Raw genomic sequence first — 20,190 nt, forward strand, 5'->3', positions numbered from 1 at the left:
ACCGCTCAGGAACGGACCTTGGCGGTCGCTTCCGCCAAAATGTTCAGCCCGAACTCGAGTTCGTCGTCGGTGATGGTCAGCGGCGGCAGCAGCTTGACGACCTCGTCCGACGGACCGGAGGTCTCGGCGAGCAGACCCTCTTCGAAGGCCAGGGCGCAGACCTTGTCGGCGTCCTCCGCCTTGTCGAAGACCAGGCCCTGGACCAGGCCGCGGCCGCGGGTCGAGACGCCGTCGAACATGTCCGACAGGTTCATGAAGGTCTGGCGGATGCGCTCGCCCTTGCGCAGGGTGTCGCGCTCGAGCTTGTCGTCGGCCCAGTAGTGCTCGAGGGCGGCAGCCGCCGTCACGAAGGCCGGGTTGTTGCCGCGGAAGGTGCCGTTGTGCTCGCCCGGACCCCATACGTCGAGCTCACGCTTGAACAGGGTGAGCGCCAGCGGCATTCCGTATCCGCCGATCGACTTCGACAGGGTCACGATGTCGGGCGTGATGCCGGCGATCTCGAACGAGAAGAACGGGCCGGTGCGGCCGCAGCCCATCTGCACGTCGTCGACGATCAGCAGGATGTCGCGTTCCTTGCACAGGTCGGCCAGAGCACGAAGCCACTCGGGGCGAGCAACATTCACGCCGCCTTCACCCTGCACGGTCTCGACGATGACCGCGGCCGGACGGTTCAGGCCGCTGCCCGCGTCGTCGAGGACCCGCGAGAACCACTGGAAGTCCTCGGTGACACCGTTGAAGTAGTTGTCGAACGGCATCGGCGTCGCGTGGACGAGAGGCACACCCGCGCCGGCGCGCTTCATCGAGTTGCCGGTCACCGACAGCGCACCCAGGGTCATGCCGTGGAAAGCGTTGGTGAAGTTGATGATCGACTCGCGACCGGTCACCTTACGGGCGAGCTTCAGAGCCGCCTCGACGGCGTTCGTGCCGGTCGGGCCGGGGAACTGGACCTTGTAGTCCAGGCCACGCGGTGCGAGCACGTGCGACTCGAAGGTCTCGAGCAGCTTGCGCTTGGCGACGGTGTACATGTCGAGGCCGTGGGTGACGCCGTCGCTCATGATGTAGTCGACCAGGGCCGACTTGAGCACCGGGTTGTTGTGGCCGTAGTTCAGGGCTCCGGCGCCGGCGAAGAAGTCGAGGTAGTCCTTGCCGTCCTCGCTGCGCAGCCAGGATCCCGATGCCTTGTCGAAAACGGCGGGCCAGCCGCGGCTGTAACTCCGAACCTCGGATTCGAGGTGCGAGAAAATCGAGGTATCGGGCTTACCGGTGGTCTCGGGCTTGTTTTCCAGGATGGTCATGTCGTGGTCCTCCTGTGATTATTCGAGAATTATGAGATGTCGCGCGCACATGCGCTGCGATCATTCGCCGATGGTGTAGAGATCCTCGGCCAGATGTGAATCAGGGAAATCGTCGGGCGCGAACAACTCGGTGCGAGTGATATGCGTTCCGCGGCGACGCGCGAGAGCGGTGAACATTGCGATCGACGCTTCGTTGTCGGGACTCACCGTCGTTTCCAGACGGGTCACGCCGAGCGGCTCGAGTCGGTCGAGCAGAGCGTCGAGCATACGGCCGGCCACTCCACGTCCACGCTGGTCTGCGTCGACTGCCACCTGCCAGACGAACAGGGTGTTCGGGGAGTCGGGGCGGCGGTAGCCGGTCACGAATCCCACGGGGCGATCGGTGTCGTCCGTTGCGACGACCGATGTGTCGGCGAAATCGCGACACCACAGCACATATGCGTAACCGGAATTGACGTCGAGAACCTGCGAATCACGCGCGATCTGCCAGAGTCGTCTACCGTCGGCGATACGCGGACGCCGGAATTCGATTGCAGCCGGCTCACTACCGGACTCGGTTGCGGCCACGTCCGAAGATGTGGTCGCGATATTCGTTTCAGCCGAGTCGGGGGTCGGGGTACTTCTTTCCTTGACGGGCCTCATATGTCCTTTCAACCTAACAACTTCCGGTGTCGAGATCACGCCCGTGTCCGGAATCGGGATCGGAACCCTGTGGTCCGTGCAGGTCGAGCGCATGTTGTGATGCCGGTCACAAACATGTTACGTCGGTCCTCCTCGTGGCGATTACTTCGGGCTCGCGAGTGCGTACGGCAACACCGCGTCGGCTCCCGCGGCGACGAGAGTTCTCGCCGCCATCGTGAACGTCCAGCCGGTGTCGGTCACCGCATCGACGAGAAGGATCGGACCACTCGACCCGACATTGTCGGGTCGCTCCCACGCGTCGATCAGTGCGGCGACCCGATATGCCGAGTTCGCTGCCGTCGGCTCCGTATTCCCGCTTCGGCGTCGCAATACACCTAGATCTCGTAATCGTCCGATTTGTGCCAATCGGGACGCGAGTGACTCGACGAGCAAGGGATGTGTGGGGGAGTCCATGGCCATGACGGCGGTGGGCCGCTCCTCCCAGTCCCACGCCGCGAGCACCGCGATCGACGCGTCGACCACCGCCTTCGGCGCTTCGCGGTCCGGTCCGTCGAGCAGTTCGCGCAGTCGCGGTCCCCATCCCAGATCCGACAGCCGGCCCAGCACGCGCCCGGGGCGCGGACCGTCCGTGATCCGGCCCGACAGCGGGATCCCGAGGGTCGACATCCCCGTGGGCCACTGCCGGCGCGGCGGCAGATCCACACCGGGGCGTTCGAGGCGGGCACGGGTCCGGGCGACCTCGTCGTCGCCGACGGACGTCTCCCACCGGGACCCGATGCAGTTGTCACACCGGCCGCAGCCGGGGCTCCCGGCGGTGTGATCGGAGCCGGGACCCCCGGCGGTGTGATCGGAGCCGGGGCCCCCGGCGGCGAGATCGGGATCGTCGAGCTGACGGCGAAGGAAGACCATGCGGCATTCGGTGGTGCGCTCGTATTCGAGCATCGCCTCCTGTTCCGCGGCGCGGGCCTCCTCGAGGCGCCCGTAGCGCTCCTCGTCGTACGTCCAGGGCTGCCCGGTGGCGATCCAGCCGCCCTTGACCCTTTTCACCGCTCCGTCGACGTCGAGGACCTTGAGGACCATCTCCAGGCGTGAGCGCGTGAGGTCGACCCGCGGTTCGAGCGCGGGTGTCGATACCGGCCGTTCGGTATCGAGCGCTGCGATCACGCGTCGTACGAGCGCCTCGTCCGGGAAGGCGACCGAGGCGAACCACTGCCAGATCCGGCGGTCCTCCGGGCCGGGGAGCAGAACCACCTCGGCGCGCTCGGTGGAGCGACCCGCACGCCCCACCTGCTGGTAGTAGGAGATCGGGGACGAGGGAGCGCCGAGGTGCACCACGAAGCCGAGGTCGGGCTTGTCGAAGCCCATGCCGAGCGCCGAGGTCGCGACGAGCGCCTTGACCTTGTTGTCGAGGAGATCGGCCTCGAGCTGTTCACGCTCGGTCGGTTCGGTCTGACCGGTGTATGCCGCCACTGCATAGCCGTGGTCGGTGAGCAGCGCCGCGAGGTCGCGGGCGGCGGAGACCGTCAGCGCGTACACGATGCCCGAGCCCGGCAGATCCTTCAGATGTTGCGCGAGCCACGCCGCGCGTCGTGCCGGTTCGTCGATCCGCACCACCGACAGGTGCAGCGACGGACGGTCGAGGCCGCCGCGCAGTACGAGCGTGCCGCCGGAGCCGGCATCGTTGCGTCCACCGAGGTCGCTGCTTCCGCCGACACCGAGTTGGGCGGCGATGTCGGCGACCACCCGGTCGTTGGCGGTCGCGGTCGTCGCCAGGACCGGGATATCGTCGCCGAGTTCGGCGACGAGGGTGCGGATGCGGCGGTAGTCGGGCCGGAAGTCGTGACCCCAGTCCGACACGCAGTGCGCCTCGTCGACGACCACCAGTCCGGCGTCGCGGGCGAGGGAGGGCAACACCTGGTCGCGGAAGTCGGGGTTGTTGAGGCGTTCGGGGCTGACGAGGAGGACGTCGACCTCGCCCGCCGCGATCCGCTCGTGGATCGCCGCCCATTCCGTCACGTTGCCGGAGTTGATGGTCGCGGCGTGGACGCCGGCCCGCTCGGCGGCCGCGACCTGGTTGCGCATCAGGGCGAGCAGCGGCGAGACGATCACCGTGGGGCCGCGGCCCTGCCGCCGCAGCAGCTTGGCGGAGATGAAGTAGACGGCCGACTTCCCCCAGCCCGTGCGCTGGACGACGAGGGCGCGGCGACGGTGCACCACGAGCGCCTCGATCGCGACCCATTGGTCGTCGCGGAGCCGGGCATCGGGGCCTGCCAGCTCGCGGAGAAGGTGCTCGGCATCGTCGCGCAACAGGTCGGTGGAGTTCGTCATGCTGCAATCGTGCCCGACGACGTTCCGTCACGGCGGCGGTGAACGGTTCTCCGGGGGCGGCGAACGGTACTGATGCGGCGGCGAACGGGGATACCGTAGAGATGGCGGCGGAGTGGCTCTCGCGAAAGGTGGTGGCACCCAGTGTCAGTCCGCGGGACGGAAATCATCATGTAAAATCTTGCGAAACAACAACTTTGGATTACATCGATCTTGGAGTGCGACTCGTGACACTCTGTGTCCAAATTGGTGACGGCGATCGCCGGTCCGGCCCGAGTGTGACGAGCGGATCATCCGCGCCGCTATGGTCGTCGTCATGTACGCAGCCCTTTCATCCCCCGCAGCGCCGTCTGTGGAGTCGGTCGTCGTGACCCCGGCCGAGGCTCGGGTACGTCATGAGACCTACCGCAAGAAGATCGTGTCGGCTCAGGACGCCGTCCAGTGGATCCGCCCCGGCGACACGGTCGCCATCAGCGGCTTCGCCAGCGCAGGTACCCCGAAGGCCGTGACCCCGGCCCTCGCCGAACACATCCGGCGCACGCGGGCGACCGGCGGCGACTTCCGGATCAATCTGCTCACCGGGGCGTCGGTGGCCTCCGACACCGAGCGCATGCTCGCCGATGTCGACGGAATCGCGCTGCGTATGCCGTACCAGGCAGAGCCCACCGCCCGCGGGCGGATCAACGAAGGCCGCATGGACTACGTCGACATCCACCTGTCGCACGTCGCCCAGCAGGTCTGGGAGGGCTACTACGGACACGTCGACGTTGCCGTCGTCGAGATCTCCGGCATCACGGAGACGGGCGAGCTGATCCCCGCCACGTCCATCGGCAACAACAAGACCTGGCTCGACGTCGCCGAGAAGGTGATCCTCGAGGTCAACTCGTGGATCCCCGCCGCCATGGACGGCGTGCACGACGTCTACTACGGCACCGCGCTTCCCCCGCACCGTCGTCCGATCGACCTCACCGACGTCGAGGACCGCATCGGCCAGCCCTACTTCCGGATCGATCCGGAACGCGTCGTCGCGGTCGTCGAGACCGACCGTCCCGACAGCGCCACCGCGCTCACGGCGCCCGACGCCACCAGCCGGGCCATCGCCGACCACGTCCTCGACTTCTTCGCGCACGAGGTCGCCGCGGGACGGCTGCCCGCCGACACGCTGCTTCCGCTGCAGTCGGGTGTCGGCAACGTCGCCAACGCCGTGCTCGCCGGTCTCGACAGCGGACCGTACCGGGGGCTGACGTGCTACTCGGAGGTCATCCAGGACGGCATGCTCGACCTCGTCAAGCACGGCACCGTCCGGTTCGCCTCGGCGACTGCCCTCGCACTGTCCGAAGCGGGGCTGAACGACTTCGTCGAGAACATCGACTTCTACCGCGACCACATCATGTTGCGGCCGCAGGAGATCAGCAACCACCCCGAGATCGTGCGCCGACTCGGCATCATCGCCATGAACGGCATGCTCGAGGCCGACGTCTACGGCAACGTCAACTCCACCCACGTGATGGGCACCCGCATCATGAACGGCATCGGTGGCTCCGGCGACTTCGCGCGCAACGGCTACCTGTCGATGTTCCTGAGCCCGTCGACGGCCCGCGACGGCGCGATCTCGTCGATCGTCCCGATGGTGCCGCACGTCGACCACACCGAGCACGACGTGCAGGTCATCGTGACCGAACAGGGTCTCGCCGATCTGCGCGCCCTGTCTCCCCGTCGTCGGTCGCGGGTCGTCGTGGAGCGCTGCGCGCATCCCGACTACCGCGCCGAACTGCTCGACTACATCGAGCGCGCAGAAGCCGCCCCCGGAGCAGGTCACACCCCGCACCTGCTCGGTGAGGCGTTCTCCTTCCACGAGCGCTACCAGCGCACGGGGACCATGCACGCGTCCTGATCGGCGCGGCGACGAACACGGTCGGCCCCGGCACCACACCACGGTGCCGGGGCCGACCTTCGTTCGTGGGTCGTAGTGAAGACGGCGGGGGCGAATCCCGCTCAGCGGATCGGCGCCGGATCGATCTGCTGCTGCGGGAGTGTGGTCGAGATCGTCGCTGTGATGTCCTGCAGCGGGGTCGGCCCGGATCCGTCGGGCACGGTCAAGGCCACGTAGACCGGCCGGTCGACGGCGAACCACGTGCTCGCCGGGATACCCTGCTCGGCTCCCGACACCTCGAACCACTGCACGTCGTCGATCACCTGCAGCGCCGCCGCCTGGTCGAACTGGTCGGGCCGGTCGAGACCGCAGCGCAGGACGACCTCCTCGCCGTCGTCCGACTGCCAGGCCGCCGCACCCACCGGTGCCGGATCGGCCAGTTCGGCGCGCGTGTAGTCGCCGAGCTCCTCCGGCAGCGCGTCGAGCAACTGCGAGCAGGATTCGGATTCTGCTTCCGGAGCAGGCACGGGACCGAGGCCGACAGGCGTGTTCACAGGTGACTGCGACACGATCACGGCCGCCACCACCACGCCGACCAGCAGAGCGACGGGCAGTGCGATCGCCGTGGCGATCAGAGCGGGACTGCGTCGCGTCCCGTCCGATCCGGGTGCCTCGGCGGGGGCGTCGTCGGAAGGTTCGCGATCGGAAGCAGAGGTGTCGTTCATCGTGTCCAGCATCCGGGCTCGGGGACAGGGGGCGGTAGCGTGATCGAACGTAGCAGGGCACGTGCCGGCTCTCTCCCACCGCCGACCGAGAAAGAGGCGACCGTCACCGTGACGAACCCGACCGGACCCACCGTCGCCGACATCGGCGAATTTCCCGTGATCGAACGGGCGGTGAGAGCACGGCGGCAACCCGACAGCACACTCGTCGGGCCGGGGCACGACGCAGCGGTCGTGACAGCCGCCGACGGGCGCATCGCGATCTCGACCGACATGCTCGTCGAAGGACGGCACTTCCGGTTCGACTGGTCCGCCCCGCAGGAGGTCGGACGCAAGGCCGTCGCCCAGAACGGAGCCGATGTCGCCGCGGTCGGCGCACGCCCCACCGCCTTCGTCGTCGGCCTCGGATGCCCACCCCACACACCCGTCGCCGTGCTCGACGGCATCTCGGCCGGCATCGGCGAAGCCGCCGAGGAGATCGGCGCCGGAGTCGTGGGAGGCGACCTCGTGCAGGCCGATCAGGTGATCGTCTCGGTCACCGTGCTCGGCGAACTCGACGGACGGCCACCACTGCTCCGCTCCACCGCCTGCCCCGGCGACGTCGTCGCCCTCGCCGGTCGCACCGGTCGCTCCGCGGCGGGTCTGGCCCTGCTGCTGGCCGGCAACCGGGACTTCCCCGAACTCGTCGCGGCGCATCGTGTGCCCACTCCGCCCTATGCAGCAGGTCCTGCAGCGGCCGCAGCCGGCGCCCACGCCTGCACCGACATCTCCGACGGTCTCGTCGCCGATCTCGGGCACATCTGCACGGCCTCGGAGGTCGCGATCGACCTCGACTCCGGTGCGCTCGCTCCCGACACGCAACTCCGCGAGGCCGGTCGGGTACTGGCGGCCGACCCGTGGGAATGGATCCTCACCGGCGGCGAGGATCATGCCCTCGCGGCCTGCTTCCCTCGCGAGGTCGTCCTGCCGGACGGATGGCGGCCGATCGGCGTGGTCCTGGAAGGCTCCGGCGTCACGGTCGACGGGCAGCGCCACGACGGATCCGGAGGCTGGGAGAGCTTCGCGGCGGGCGCTGGTCTCTAGGCCGCTCACTCCGGGTGGGGTTCGCTCGAGATAGGTTCTGCAGTCATGGCTGTCTACGCACTCGGCGAGCGTGTCCCCGATATCCATCCCGACGCGTGGGTTCATCCCGACGCGGTCGTGATCGGCAACGTCACCCTCGGTGCCGGTGCCTCCGTGTGGCCCTCGGCGGTGCTGCGCGGGGACTACGGCACGATCACCGTGGGGGAGAAGACCAACATCCAGGACGGCACGATCATCCACTGCACCGCGATCGAGGCCACCGTCATCGGCGCGCGGTGCGTCGTCGGGCACAACGCGCACATCGAGGGCTCCACGATCGGTGACGGCGCGCTGATCGGCTCGGGTTCGCTCGTCCTCAACGGATCGGTCATCGGTGCCGGCGCGCAGGTCGCCGCCGGCGCCCTGATCCCGCCGCGCTTCGAACTGCCGCCCCGCCGCATGGCGATGGGTATCCCCGCGAAGGTCCGCGAGGGCTACGAGATCCCCGAGAACAACTTCGACGCCAACGCCGAGATGTATGCGGCGAACGCCGCCTACTACCGGACCGCCCTCCGCCGCATCGACCAGGAGTGACAGGTGGCCGACACCGTCGACACACAGTCCGCGGCCGGGGGAGCGGACGAGCCCCGTTCCGGTCGGCCCCTGTCCGAACTCGTCGAGGCGGGTTGGGCGCGAGCACTCGAACCCGTCGCAGGTGACATCACCGCGATGGGGCAGTTCCTCCGCGCCGAACTCGCCGCGGGCCGCAGTTATCTGCCGTCCGGTCCGAACGTGCTGCGTGCCTTCACGCAGCCGTTCGAATCCGTCCGCGTCCTGATCGTCGGGCAGGATCCCTATCCCACTCCGGGTCACGCTGTGGGACTGAGCTTCTCGGTGGCTCCGGACGTCCGTCCCATCCCGCGCAGTCTCGCCAACATCTATCGCGAGTACACCGACGATCTCGGTCTGCCGCAGCCCTCCACGGGCGACCTGTCGCCGTGGACCGAGCACGGTGTCCTGTTGCTCAACCGGGTCCTCACCGTCGCGCCGGGCCAGCCGGCCTCGCACCGCGGCAAGGGCTGGGAGGCCGTCACCGAGCAGGCGATCCGCGCGCTGGTCGCGCGCGGTACCCCGCTCGTCGCGATCCTGTGGGGCCGCGACGCGGCGACCCTCGAACCCATGCTCGGCGGTGTGCCCACCGTGAAGTCGGCGCACCCGTCCCCGCTGTCGGCCTCACGCGGATTCTTCGGGTCGCGTCCGTTCAGCCGCTCGAACGCCCTGCTCGTCGAGCGGGGCGGCGAACCGGTGGACTGGCGACTGCCCTGACCACCGGTCCGCCGCCCGGATGTCAGGCGCGGGCCGAATCCCAGTCCGGGCGCCGCTTGGCGACGAAGGCGTCGACACCCTCGATACCCGTGGGCGTCGTCGCGGCGGCGGAGATCGAGGCGGCTTCGGCGTCGAGGTGGTCGGACAGCGATCGTCCGGCCGAGCCCGCCACGAGCGAGCGGATGGCGGCGTAGGACTGCGTGGGGCCGTGCGCGAGGGTTCGTGCGAGTCGCAACCCCTCGCTCTGGATCTCGCCGTCGGCGACGAGCCGGCTGAGCAGACCCAGGCGCACGGCTTCGTCGGCGCCGATCACGGTGTCGGTCATGATGATCTCCCGTGCCCGCGACGGGCCGACGATCCGCGGCAGGGTCCACGACATGCCGCCGTCGGGGGAGAAGCCGATCGACGGGTACGCGGCGCGCATCTTCGTGCCGGGGCCGGCGAGTGCGATGTCGGCGAGCAACGCCAGGCTCATGCCGGCGCCTGCGGCCCAGCCGTGCACGGCGGCGACGACCGGCACGGCCGCCTTCTCCAGTTCGCGCACGAAGTCGTGGAAGAGGTTCGCGATCTCGAGCAGGTGGGCGCCGCGGTCCTCGGCCGCGGCGAATCCGTGGACGTTGCCGCCCGCGCAGAAGTTCGCACCCTCACCGACGAGCAGCACGGCGCCGATCTCGGTGCCTGCCGCGCGCAGGGCCGCGATGCCCTGCTCCATCCCTGCGGGGGACAGGGAGGTGCCGTGTTCGGAGGTCGCCACGGCGATCCGCAGGACGCGGTCCTCCACACTCACCAGTGAACGGAGAGAGTCGCTGTCGGGGAAGGAAACTTGGTTCTCGGTCATTCCCGCACGATATCCGGCCGAGGGATCGAACGGCGAAGGCCCCCTGCGCAATCAGCGCAGGGGGCCTTCGCTACGACTCGACCGGGAATCAGCCGCGGACGACCTTGCCGGCCTTGAGGCAGGAGGTGCACACGTTCATCTTGCGGGTGTTGCCCGGTGCAACCTGAGCGCGCACGCTCTGGATGTTCGGGTTCCAGCGACGGTTGGTACGCCGGTGCGAGTGCGAGACCGACTTCCCGAAGCCGGGGCCCTTGGCGCATACGTCGCAGACGGCAGCCATGTCGCGAACTCCTTGTGTCTAGTGGATAGATCTTCTGTCTGTTGTTTCGCCTTGCGAACACGGGGAACGAGCCGCCCGTGCGAGGCAACCCGGCAAGCTTAGCGAACTCGAGGGCGGTTGGCCAAACCGGACGGTGCGCCGGGTCGCGGCTAACCTGTTCGCCAGGGCTCGGCACCGTGCGCAACGGTACCGATCGTAGAGGTGGACGATGCCCGTAGGACGAGGCGAAGGGGGTGGAATCGTTGCTCGGAGCCGAGGACACGGTGGACGGGCGGGCGCTGCGCCGGTGGGTCGAGTTCGGTGTGGAAGCGCTCGAACAGCGCCGAGCGGAGATCAACTCGCTCAACGTCTTCCCGGTGCCCGACGGGGACACCGGAAACAATCTGCTGATCACCCTGCAGGCCGCGGCGGCCCGGATCGGCGGGCCCGTGGACGGCGCGCTCACCGCATCCGACGTCGCCGAAGGGCTCGCGCGCGGCGCCTTCGCCGGGGCACGGGGCAACTCCGGGATCATCCTGGCGCAGGCACTGCGCGGTCTCGCCGACGCGATCGCGGGACTGACGACGATCGGCGCCCGGGACCTTGCCGCCGCCTTCTCCAACGCCGCGACGCTTGTGACCGGAGCGCTCAGTGCACCCGCGAAGGGCACCATCGTCAGCGTCCTCGAAGCTGCGGCCGACGGCGCGACCCGCGTCGCCTCGGAGACGGATGCGACCGTGTGCGATGTCGCCGTCGCGAGTGCCGATGCCGCCGCCGACGCGCTGCAGCGCACCACCACTCAGCTCGACGTCCTCGCCGAGGCCGGGGTCGTCGACGCCGGCGGCCTCGGCCTGCTCGTGCTGCTCGACTGCCTGGTGGAGGTCGCGACCGGAACACGTCCCGATCGCCGGATGGTGCTCGCCGGAGCCTCGCGGCCCGTGGTCGAACCCGAGATCGTCGACGAACGTCACGACAGCGACCATCAGGAATACGAGGTGATGTATCTCGTCGGGAACTCCGACGACGCGCGCATGCACGCCCTGCGGTCGTCTCTCGACGCGCTCGGCGACTCGGTCGCGATCGTCGCCGGGGGATCGGGGTGCTGGTCCGTGCACGTGCACTGCTGCGATCCCGGAGCCGCCGTGGAGGCCGGTCTCGCGGCGGGTTCGCTGAGCCGCATCGACATCACGTGCTTCGCGCTCGAGTCCGCGCGTCGCGGGTGCGGCGACGGCGCTGTGGCGCTCGGCACGGCTCCCGCCCCGGTCCGTGCCGAGCCGGCGGAGGAGCAGTCCCGGGCGGTCCTCGCAGTGGTGGGCGGCGAGGGCGCGGCCGAACTGTTCGAGGCGGAGGGTGCCCGGGTGCTGCGGGCCGAGGAGATCTCGGCCCCGGACGAACTGCTCGAGGCGATCCGGGAACTGCCGAGCCGGGACGTCCTCGTGCTGCCCAACGGTGCGCTCTCCGCGCAGGACGTCGTCGCCGTGGGCGCCCGGGCGCGGCGGGACGACCGCGACGTGATGTTCCTGCCGTCCTCCTCCGTGGTCCAGGGACTGGCCTCGTTGGCCGTGCACGATCCGATGCGCGCCACCGTCGACGACGCCTTCGCGATGTCGGAGGCGGCGTCGTGCGTGCGCTGGGGATCGCTGCGGTACGCGAACGAACGTGCGCTGACCTGGGTCGGAACGTGCGAGCCCGGCGACAGTCTCGGACTGGCCGGCCATGATGTCGTAGTGATCGAGCATGATCTGGTGACAGCGGGAGCGTCGTTGCTCGACAGGATTCTCGCCGCGGGCGGCGAGCTCGTGACGATGCTGGTCGGCGCCGACGCCCCCGACGGACTCGTCGAGCAACTGGCCGCTCACCTCGATCGCCGTCACCCGGAGATCGACGTGGTGGTCTACCAGGGCGGTCAGCGCAGCGACCTGCTGCAGCTCGGCGTCGAGTAGCCGGTGCGCCGCGAGGCCACCGCAGGAGTAGCGGAAGGGACGGCAGTGGCGACACTCGCGGACCGGCTCGATCATGTCCTCGGCCGCAAGACGGCGGACGCCTTGCACGACGCGTTCGGGATGACCACCGTCGAGGATCTGTTGCGGCACTATCCGCACCGCTACGCCACCCAGGGTGCCGAGCTCGGCGAGAGTCGGCCCGCGGAGGGCCAGCACATCACGATCATCGCGCGGGTCGAGTCGGCGCAGGAGGTGCCGATGAAGTCCCGCGCCGGCAAGCGCCTCGCGGTGCGGTTGCGCTCCGATCGCCACAGCATCGACGTCACCTTCTTCAACCCGCACCGGGTCAAGCACAACATCAAGCCCGGCGTGCGCGCGATGTTCTCGGGCACCGTGAAGTACTTCCGCGACAAGTGGAGCCTGACCCATCCGAGCTATCTCGTGCTGCCCGAGCCGCGCGACGCCGAGGATCTGGTCTCGGCGACCCCCGCACGGGTGCGGGGCGCCGGCGCCCTGGCGGGTCTCGCCCGCACCGCGCAGGACGGGTCGGGGGTCGATATGTCGGTCTTCGACCGCGCGCTGATCCCGATGTACCGCGCGACTCGCGAGGTCGAGTCGTGGACCGTCATGCGCTGCGTGCGGCAGGTGCTCGACCAGCTCGATCACGTCGACGATCCGCTGCCCGAGTGGGTGCGCGACGAGCACGGCTTCGTGGGCCTCGACGAGGCGCTCCGCTCGATCCACCTGCCCGACACGAAGCAGGAGATCGACCGGGCACGCGACCGCCTGCGGTTCGACGAGGCCGCCGCGGTGCAGCTCGTGCTCGCCGGACGCCGGCACGACGTCGAGGTGCGGTCGGCGCCGTCCTGCCCGCGTCGCGAGGGCGGAATCGCCGACGAGTTCGACCGGCGGCTGCCCTTCGAGCTGACGGCCGGGCAGCTCTCGGTGGCCGACGAGATCGCGGCCGATCTCGCACGCGAACACCCCATGAACCGGCTGCTCCAGGGCGAGGTCGGCTCGGGCAAGACCATCGTGGCGCTGCGGGCGATGCTGCAGGTGATCGACTCCGGTCGGCAGTGCGCGCTGCTCGCACCCACCGAGGTGCTCGCGGCGCAGCACGCGCGCTCGCTCACGAAGATGCTGGGCGATCTCGCCGCGGCGGGCGAACTCGGCGCCCACGAACTCGCGACCCGCGTGACTCTGCTGACCGGCTCGATGGGGGTCGCACGCAAGCGGGCCGCGCTCAACGAGACGGTGACGGGCGATGCCGGGATCGTCATCGGCACGCACGCGCTGATCGAGGACACGGTGCAGTTCTTCGACCTCGGTCTCGTGGTGATCGACGAGCAGCATCGTTTCGGTGTCGACCAACGCGACGCACTGCGGTCGCGAGGTCGCGACGGCGCGTCCCCGCACGTGCTGGTGATGACCGCGACGCCGATCCCGCGCACCATCGCGATGACGGTGCTCGGCGACCTCGAGGTCTCGACGTTGCGCGAACTCCCTCGAGGACGGTCGCCGATCGTCAGCCGCGTGGTCCCGGCGAAGGTGCATCCTAAGTGGGTCGACCGCGCGTGGGAGCGCATCCGCGAGGAGGTCGCCGACGGACGGCAGGCCTACGTGGTGTGTTCCCGCATCGGCGACGGCGATTCCGACGACGACGCGCTCTTCGATCCGGACGGGCCCGAGCCGTCGGGATCGACGAAGGGCAAGCAGGCCCCGCCCGAGACCGTCTCGGTGCTCGAGCAGTTCGAGTTCCTCACCTCCGGTCCGCTGCGCGACCTGAGGGTGGGGCTGCTGCACGGCCGCCTCCCCGGCGACGAGAAGGACGCGGTGATGCAGGCCTTCAACGCCGCGGAGCTCGACGTGCTCGTGTGCACGACCGTCGTCGAGGTCGGTGTCGACGTGCCGAACGCGACCGTGATGGTGATCGTCGATGCCGACCGGTTCGGTGTCAGCCAGCTGCACCAGCTGCGCGGTCGCGTCGGTCGTGGCGGCCATCAGGGCCTGTGCCTGCTCGTGACCGACGCGAAGCCCGCGACCCCGACGATGATGCGGCTCGAGGCCGTGGCCGGCACCACCGACGGTTTCGAGCTCGCCCAGCTCGATCTGCAGTTGCGCCGCGAGGGCGATGTCCTCGGTGTCGCCCAGTCCGGCACCGTGTCGACGCTGCGGTTGCTCTCGCTCGTCGACGACGCCGACGTCATCGAGGCAGCCCGCGACTTCTCCCGGACGGTGACGGAGAAGGATCCCGGCCTCGAACACCACCCGGGGCTCGCGAGCATGGTGCGGGCCGCGCTCGACGCCGAACGCGTGGCGTATCTCGACAAGTCGTGAGTTACGTTCCGTACACCGTGCCCCAGAGCCCGCGGTGAGGTTTCGGTGGCCGTGCCCGGCATGTTGACGCCGTGTTACGACAGGGCCGACTGCATCGTTCCAGTCGTGCCATCCGGACGCCTTGTCCCACGATGTGGAACGCGCGTCGAAGGCGGCATGTTACGTCGCGGTACCGTCGACCAATGTTCTCGAAAGTGCTTGTCGCCAACCGTGGCGAGATCGCGATCCGCGCGTTCCGTGCCGCCTACGAACTGGGTGCCGGGACGGTCGCGGTGTTCCCGTACGAAGACCGGAACTCCCTGCACCGGTTGAAGGCCGACGAGGCCTATCAGATCGGTGAGGAGGGGCACCCGGTCCGCGCATACCTGTCGGTCGAGAAGATCGTCGAAGCGGCCGTGTCGGCCGGTGCCGACGCGATCTATCCCGGCTACGGCTTCCTCTCCGAGAATCCGGACCTCGCCGCGGCGTGCGCCGAAGCCGGCATCACCTTCGTCGGTCCGTCGGCGGAGATCCTCGAGCTGACGGGCAACAAGGCTCGCGCGATCGCCTCGGCGAAGGCCGCCGGCCTCCCGGTGCTGGCGTCGTCGGAGCCGTCGTCGGACGTCGACGAACTGGTCGCCGCCTCGGAGACGATGAACTTCCCGGTCTTCGTCAAGGCTGTCGCCGGTGGCGGCGGACGCGGCATGCGCCGGGTCGCCGAACCCTCCCAGCTGCGCGAGGCCATCGAAGCCGCCTCCCGCGAGGCAGACGCCGCCTTCGGCGATCCCACCGTCTTCCTGGAACAGGCCGTGGTCAACCCGCGGCACATCGAGGTGCAGATCCTCGCCGACAAGCACGGCAACGTCATCCACCTGTACGAGCGCGACTGCTCGGTGCAGCGCCGCCACCAGAAGGTCATCGAGCTCGCCCCTGCCCCGAATCTCGATCCCGAGCTGCGCGACCGTATCTGCGCCGACGCCGTCGCCTTCGCCAAGGAGATCGGCTACCAGTGCGCAGGAACCGTCGAGTTCCTCGTCGACGAACGCGGCAACCACGTGTTCATCGAGATGAACCCGCGTATCCAGGTCGAGCACACGGTCACCGAGGAGATCACCGACGTCGACCTCGTGCAGTCCCAGCTGCGCATCGCCGCGGGCGAGTCGCTCGAGGAACTGGGCCTGTCGCAGGACAGCATCACCATCCGCGGCGCGGCGCTGCAGTGCCGCATCACGACCGAGGACCCGGCCAACGGATTCCGTCCGGACACCGGCCGCATCACCGGCTACCGCACCCCGGGCGGTGCCGGCATCCGTCTCGACGGCGGCACCTCGGTCGGCGCAGAGATCTCCGCCCACTTCGACTCGATGCTCGTCAAGCTCACCTGCCGCGGCCGCAACTTCGAGACCGCCGTCGCCCGCGCGCGCCGCGCGGTCGCCGAGTTCCGCATCCGCGGTGTCGCCACGAACATCCCGTTCCTCCAAGCTGTGCTCGACGACGAGGACTTCCGCGGCGGCAACGTCAACACCTCGTTCATCGAGGAGCGCCCCCACCTGCTGACGCTGCGCTCGTCCGCCGACCGCGGCACCAAGATCCTGCGGTACCTCGCCGACGTGACGGTGAACAAGCCGCACGGCGAGCGCACCACGACGGTCTACCCGCACGACAAGCTGCCCGCGATCGATCTGAACGCCGAGCCGCCGGCCGGTTCGCGTCAGCGTCTGCTCGAGCTCGGCCCCGAGGGCTTCGCCCGTGCGCTGCGTGAGCAGAAGGCGATCGGCGTCACCGACACCACCTTCCGCGACGCCCACCAGTCGCTGCTCGCGACCCGCGTGCGCAGCAAGGACCTGCTGACCGTGGCCGGGCACGTGGCCCGGATGACGCCGCAGCTGCTGTCGATCGAGGCGTGGGGCGGCGCGACCTACGACGTCGCACTGCGCTTCCTGCACGAGGATCCGTGGGAGCGGCTCGCGGCGCTGCGCGAGGCGATCCCGAACATCAACCTGCAGATGCTGCTGCGCGGACGCAACACCGTCGGCTACACCCCCTACCCGGAGGCCGTCACCCGCGCCTTCGTGCAGGAGGCCGCCGACACCGGCATCGACATCTTCCGCATCTTCGACGCGCTGAACAACGTCGACCAGATGCGTCCGGCGATCGACGCCGTCCGCGAGACCGGCACCACCCTCGCCGAGGTCGCGATGTCCTACACCGGCGACCTGTCGAACCCGAACGAGACGATCTACACGCTCGACTACTACCTACGTCTGGCCGAGGAGATCGTCGAGGCCGGTGCGCACGTCCTGGCCATCAAGGACATGGCGGGTCTGCTGCGCGCCCCGGCTGCCGCGACGCTCGTGTCGGCGCTGCGCAGCAACTTCGATCTGCCGGTGCACGTGCACACGCACGACACCCCGGGCGGTCAGCTCGCCACCTACCTCGCGGCCTGGCACGCCGGTGCCGACGCCGTCGACGGTGCGTCCGCGGCGCTGGCCGGTACGACGAGCCAGCCCGCCCTGTCGGCGATCGTCGCCGCCGCGGCGAACAGCGAGTTCGACACCGGTCTCGACCTGCAGGCCGTGTGCGATCTCGAGCCGTACTGGGAGGCGCTGCGCAAGGTGTACGCACCGTTCGAGTCGGGCCTGCCCGCACCGACCGGCCGCGTCTACACCCACGAGATCCCCGGCGGTCAGCTGTCGAATCTGCGCCAGCAGGCCATCGCGCTGGGCCTCGGCGACCGCTTCGAGGAGGTCGAGGCCGCCTACGCCGGCGCCGACCGCCTCCTGGGCCGCCTGATCAAGGTCACGCCGTCGAGCAAGGTCGTCGGCGACCTCGCGCTGCACCTCGTGGGCGCGGGCGTCTCGGTCGACGACTTCGCCGCCGAGCCCGGCAAGTACGACATCCCCGATTCGGTGATCGGCTTCCTGCGCGGCGATCTCGGAACCCCGGCCGGCGGCTGGCCCGAGCCCTTCCGCAGCAAGGCGCTGTCGGGCCGCGCCGAGCCCAAGCCGGTCACCCCGCTCGCGCCGGAGGAGGAGAAGGCCCTCGGCGGTTCGTCCGACGAGCGTCGCCGCATGCTCAACCGCCTGCTCTTCCCGGGCCCCGCGAAGGAGTTCGAGCAGCACCGCGAGACCTACGGCGACACCACCGAGCTGTCGGCCAACCAGTTCTTCTACGGTCTGCGTCACGGCGACGAGCACCGGGTGCGCCTGGACAAGGGTGTCGAACTGCTCATCGGCCTCGAGGCGATTTCCGATGCCGACGAGAAGGGCTACCGCACGGTCATGTGCATCCTCAACGGGCAGCTGCGCCCGGTGTCGGTGCGCGACCGCTCGGTGGCTGCGGAGATCCCTGCCGCAGAGAAGGCCGACCGCAACCATCCCGGTCACGTCGCGGCGCCCTTCGCCGGCATGGTCACCCTCGTCGTGTCCGAGGGCGAGAGCGTCTCGGCCGGCGACACCGTCGCCACGATCGAGGCCATGAAGATGGAGGCCGCGATCACCGCGCCGCGCGGTGGACGCATCACGCGCGTCGCGATCGGGCCGGTGCAACAGGTCGAAGGTGGCGACCTGCTCGTCGAGGTGTCCACGGGAGACAGCGCCGAGTGACACGGATCGTCGCCGGCCGGGCCGGGGGGCGGCGCCTGAAGGTGCCGCCCCGCGGGACCCGGCCCACTTCCGAACGGGTGCGCGAAGCCCTGTTCAGTTCGCTCGACGCACGCATGGACATCGACGGGGCCGCCGTCCTCGACCTCTACGCGGGGTCGGGGGCGCTCGGTCTCGAGGCGCTGTCCCGCGGCGCCGAGCACGCAATGCTCGTCGAGTCCGACGCGAAGGCGGCGGGCGTGATCCGCGAGAACATCGCGACGGTCGGACTGTCCGGTGCGGTGCTGCGCACCGCACCGGTATCCGCTGTACTCGCGGGCACCCCGGACCGCGTCTACGACCTCGTCCTGGCCGACCCGCCCTACGCCGTGACCGAGGAGGCCGTCACCGGCATGCTCGAGACGCTCGTGTCCGGAGGCTGGGTAGAGGACGGCTCGATCGTCGTGGTCGAACGGTCGTCGCGATCACCGGAAACGGTGTGGCCGCAGGGATTCGAGGTCGGCAGGTCGAAGCGCTACGGCGAGACGAGAGTGGAGATCGCCACCTGCTACGGTGCTGGGTCATGAGCCGCGCGGTCTGCCCAGGATCCTTCGACCCGGTCACCAACGGACACCTCGACGTCATCGGCAGGGTCTCGGCCCAGTTCGACGAGGTCGTCGTGACCGTCACGATCAATCCCAACAAGCAGGGGATGTTCACGATCGACGAACGCCTCGAGATGCTCACCGAGGCCACGTCGCACCTGTCGAACGTCACGGTCGACGCCTGGCAGGGCCTGCTCGTCGATTACGCCCGGGAGCGGGGGATCACCGCGATCGTCAAGGGTCTGCGCGGCGCCAACGACTTCGACTACGAGCTGCAGATGGCGCAGATGAACCACAAGCTCACCGGCGTCGACACGCTGTTCGTCGCCACCAACCCGGTCTACAGCTACCTGTCGAGCTCGCTCGTCAAGGAGGTCGCGACCTACGGTGGCGACGTCTCCGAGATGCTGCCGGGCTCCGTGCACGATCGTCTGCTCGCGCGCCTGGCCGAGCGGGCCGCCGCGAAATAGACCGCACCCTCCCGCACGGCCTGTGACGGCCGTATCCCGACACACCGAGCGCAGGGCACACGAGCGTGCCCTGCGCTGCGGCAGACTGGACGGCGGCGCGACCGCACCGGTCGTGTCGAGCGAGTGATTGGGGTTGGGCGTGTACCGGGTATTCGAGGCACTCGACGAGCTGGTCGCAATCGTCGAAGAGGCACGTAGCGTTCCGATGACGGCGAGCTGCGTGGTACCGCGCGGCGATGTCCTCGAACTGCTCGACGACGTGCGCGACGCGCTGCCGCCCGAACTCGACGATGCACAGGACGTCCTCGATCACCGCGACAAGCTGATCAACGATGCGCGGGCCCAGGCCGACAAGACCGTCGGGGACGCCGACGAGGAGGCGCGCACCCTCCTCGAGGACGCGCGCGCCGACGCCGACCGGATGCTCGCGGACGCGAAGGCCCAGGCGGACCGCATGGTCAAGGAGGCCCGCGCCCACGCCGAGGAACTCGTGCGCGATGCGCAGGCCGAGGCCGACGATCTCGTGGCCGAGGGCAACAAGCAGTACGAGAGCGTGACCGGGCGTGCCCGCATCGAGGCCGACCGCCTGGTCGAGTCCGGGCAGGCGTCCTACGAGCGTTCCGTGGCCGAGGGTGAGGCCGAGAAGGCACGCCTGGTGTCGCAGACCGAGGTCGTGCAGGCCGCACACGCCGAGTCGGCGCGAGTCATCGATTCGGCCCACGCCGAGTCCGACCGTCTCCGGACCGAGTGCGACGAGTACATCGACGGCAAGCTGGCGGAGTTCGAGGAACTGCTCGGCACCACGCTGCGGTCCGTCGGCCGCGGCCGGCAGCAGCTGCGGCTGTCGGGTGCTCCCGACTTCGCGGAGGCCGACCACCGGGCGAGCCGTCGCCGCTGACCCGCGGGATTTTCGCTCCTGCCGCCCATCGCGTA

The 20,190-nt window shown here is 69.4% G+C and carries 16 protein-coding genes; 10 read left to right on the top strand and 6 right to left on the bottom strand.

From position 1 onward, the window contains the following. Window positions 1-5 precede the first annotated feature (5 nt). From ectB to C6Y44_RS09525, 3 genes are all read right to left on the bottom strand, one after another. Window positions 6-1,295 (bottom strand): diaminobutyrate--2-oxoglutarate transaminase, encoded by a 1,290-nt coding sequence (gene ectB, locus C6Y44_RS09515; protein ID WP_120282224.1) that lies wholly within the window; start codon window positions 1,293-1,295, stop codon window positions 6-8. Window positions 1,296-1,355: 60 nt separating this feature from the next. Further along, window positions 1,356-1,862, bottom strand: coding sequence for a diaminobutyrate acetyltransferase (gene ectA, locus C6Y44_RS09520; protein ID WP_006551193.1), 507 nt, complete (start codon window positions 1,860-1,862; stop codon window positions 1,356-1,358). Between the two features lie 216 nt (window positions 1,863-2,078). Continuing rightward, the gene (locus C6Y44_RS09525) at window positions 2,079-4,265 is read right to left on the bottom strand and encodes a RecQ family ATP-dependent DNA helicase (protein WP_159418606.1); all 2,187 of its coding nucleotides are present in this window, start codon (window positions 4,263-4,265) and stop codon (window positions 2,079-2,081) included. Window positions 4,266-4,614: 349 nt separating this feature from the next. Here C6Y44_RS09525 and C6Y44_RS09530 point away from each other — a divergent pair, with 349 nt between their 5' ends. Continuing rightward, window positions 4,615-6,156, top strand: a complete 1,542-nt coding sequence (locus tag C6Y44_RS09530) for an acetyl-CoA hydrolase/transferase family protein (RefSeq protein WP_159419262.1) — start codon at window positions 4,615-4,617, stop codon at window positions 6,154-6,156. 101 nt (window positions 6,157-6,257) lie between these two features. Here the strand turns inward: C6Y44_RS09530 and C6Y44_RS09535 are convergent, their stop codons facing one another. Next, the gene (locus C6Y44_RS09535) at window positions 6,258-6,872 is read right to left on the bottom strand and encodes a DUF3515 domain-containing protein (protein WP_159418605.1); all 615 of its coding nucleotides are present in this window, start codon (window positions 6,870-6,872) and stop codon (window positions 6,258-6,260) included. Between the two features lie 144 nt (window positions 6,873-7,016). On the opposite strand from C6Y44_RS09535, the gene C6Y44_RS09540 reads away from it, so the two are divergent. The 3 genes from C6Y44_RS09540 to C6Y44_RS09550 are packed head-to-tail and all read left to right on the top strand — an operon-like array spanning window position 7,017 to window position 9,245. Continuing rightward, complete coding sequence (locus C6Y44_RS09540; RefSeq protein ID WP_230787857.1) at window positions 7,017-7,940, top strand: thiamine-phosphate kinase; 924 nt, start codon at window positions 7,017-7,019, stop codon at window positions 7,938-7,940. A gap of 45 nt (window positions 7,941-7,985) precedes the next feature. Next, on the top strand, window positions 7,986-8,513 hold the full coding sequence (locus C6Y44_RS09545; protein WP_120282228.1) for a gamma carbonic anhydrase family protein: 528 nt from the start codon (window positions 7,986-7,988) through the stop codon (window positions 8,511-8,513). A 3-nt stretch (window positions 8,514-8,516) separates the two neighbouring features. Further along, complete coding sequence (locus C6Y44_RS09550; protein ID WP_216850655.1) at window positions 8,517-9,245, top strand: uracil-DNA glycosylase; 729 nt, start codon at window positions 8,517-8,519, stop codon at window positions 9,243-9,245. Between the two features lie 22 nt (window positions 9,246-9,267). On the opposite strand, the gene C6Y44_RS09555 is transcribed toward C6Y44_RS09550, so the two are convergent. Together C6Y44_RS09555 and rpmB are read right to left on the bottom strand one after the other, a co-directional pair. After that, window positions 9,268-10,083 (bottom strand): enoyl-CoA hydratase/isomerase family protein, encoded by an 816-nt coding sequence (locus C6Y44_RS09555; RefSeq protein WP_192378756.1) that lies wholly within the window; start codon window positions 10,081-10,083, stop codon window positions 9,268-9,270. An 88-nt stretch (window positions 10,084-10,171) separates the two neighbouring features. Beyond that, entirely contained in the window at window positions 10,172-10,363 is a 192-nt protein-coding gene (gene rpmB / locus C6Y44_RS09560) for a 50S ribosomal protein L28 (RefSeq protein WP_006551201.1), read from the bottom strand. Between the two features lie 233 nt (window positions 10,364-10,596). On the opposite strand from rpmB, the gene C6Y44_RS09565 reads away from it, so the two are divergent. The 6 genes from C6Y44_RS09565 (at window position 10,597) to C6Y44_RS09590 (ending at window position 20,155) form a co-directional block, all read left to right on the top strand. Beyond that, window positions 10,597-12,285 carry a DAK2 domain-containing protein gene (locus tag C6Y44_RS09565; protein WP_159418602.1) on the top strand — a complete coding sequence of 563 codons (1,689 nt, stop codon included), beginning with the start codon at window positions 10,597-10,599 and terminating at the stop codon, window positions 12,283-12,285. 45 nt (window positions 12,286-12,330) lie between these two features. Further along, entirely contained in the window at window positions 12,331-14,622 is a 2,292-nt protein-coding gene (gene recG, locus C6Y44_RS09570) for an ATP-dependent DNA helicase RecG (RefSeq protein ID WP_159418601.1), read from the top strand. Window positions 14,623-14,804: 182 nt separating this feature from the next. Next, entirely contained in the window at window positions 14,805-18,206 is a 3,402-nt protein-coding gene (locus C6Y44_RS09575) for a pyruvate carboxylase (RefSeq protein ID WP_159418600.1), read from the top strand. Then, window positions 18,203-18,769 carry a 16S rRNA (guanine(966)-N(2))-methyltransferase RsmD gene (rsmD, locus tag C6Y44_RS09580; protein WP_120282233.1) on the top strand — a complete coding sequence of 189 codons (567 nt, stop codon included), beginning with the start codon at window positions 18,203-18,205 and terminating at the stop codon, window positions 18,767-18,769. Before C6Y44_RS09575 ends, rsmD begins: the two co-directional genes overlap by 4 nt. Beyond that, window positions 18,766-19,257 carry a pantetheine-phosphate adenylyltransferase gene (coaD, locus tag C6Y44_RS09585; RefSeq protein WP_120282234.1) on the top strand — a complete coding sequence of 164 codons (492 nt, stop codon included), beginning with the start codon at window positions 18,766-18,768 and terminating at the stop codon, window positions 19,255-19,257. The genes rsmD and coaD overlap by 4 nt, the downstream gene beginning before the upstream one ends. Window positions 19,258-19,396: 139 nt before the next feature. Further along, window positions 19,397-20,155: a DivIVA domain-containing protein gene (locus C6Y44_RS09590; RefSeq protein WP_120282235.1), complete on the top strand. Its 759-nt coding sequence runs from the start codon at window positions 19,397-19,399 to the stop codon at window positions 20,153-20,155. Window positions 20,156-20,190: the final 35 nt, after the last annotated feature.

Source organism: Rhodococcus rhodochrous, assembly GCF_014854695.1.
Lineage (GTDB): Bacteria > Actinomycetota > Actinomycetes > Mycobacteriales > Mycobacteriaceae > Rhodococcus.

Excerpts from the sequence above, each read along its gene's own strand:
- ectB (WP_120282224.1), bottom strand. The coding sequence starts at position 1,295 with ATGACCATCCTGGAAAACAAGCCCGAGACCACCGGTAAGCCCGATACC.
- C6Y44_RS09525 (WP_159418606.1), bottom strand. The coding sequence starts at position 4,265 with ATGACGAACTCCACCGACCTGTTGCGCGACGATGCCGAGCACCTTCTC.
- C6Y44_RS09535 (WP_159418605.1), bottom strand. The coding sequence starts at position 6,872 with ATGCTGGACACGATGAACGACACCTCTGCTTCCGATCGCGAACCTTCC.
- C6Y44_RS09545 (WP_120282228.1), top strand. The coding sequence starts at position 7,986 with ATGGCTGTCTACGCACTCGGCGAGCGTGTCCCCGATATCCATCCCGAC.
- C6Y44_RS09555 (WP_192378756.1), bottom strand. The coding sequence starts at position 10,083 with ATGACCGAGAACCAAGTTTCCTTCCCCGACAGCGACTCTCTCCGTTCA.
- rpmB (WP_006551201.1), bottom strand. The coding sequence starts at position 10,363 with ATGGCTGCCGTCTGCGACGTATGCGCCAAGGGCCCCGGCTTCGGGAAG.
- C6Y44_RS09575 (WP_159418600.1), top strand. The coding sequence starts at position 14,805 with ATGTTCTCGAAAGTGCTTGTCGCCAACCGTGGCGAGATCGCGATCCGC.
- coaD (WP_120282234.1), top strand. The coding sequence starts at position 18,766 with ATGAGCCGCGCGGTCTGCCCAGGATCCTTCGACCCGGTCACCAACGGA.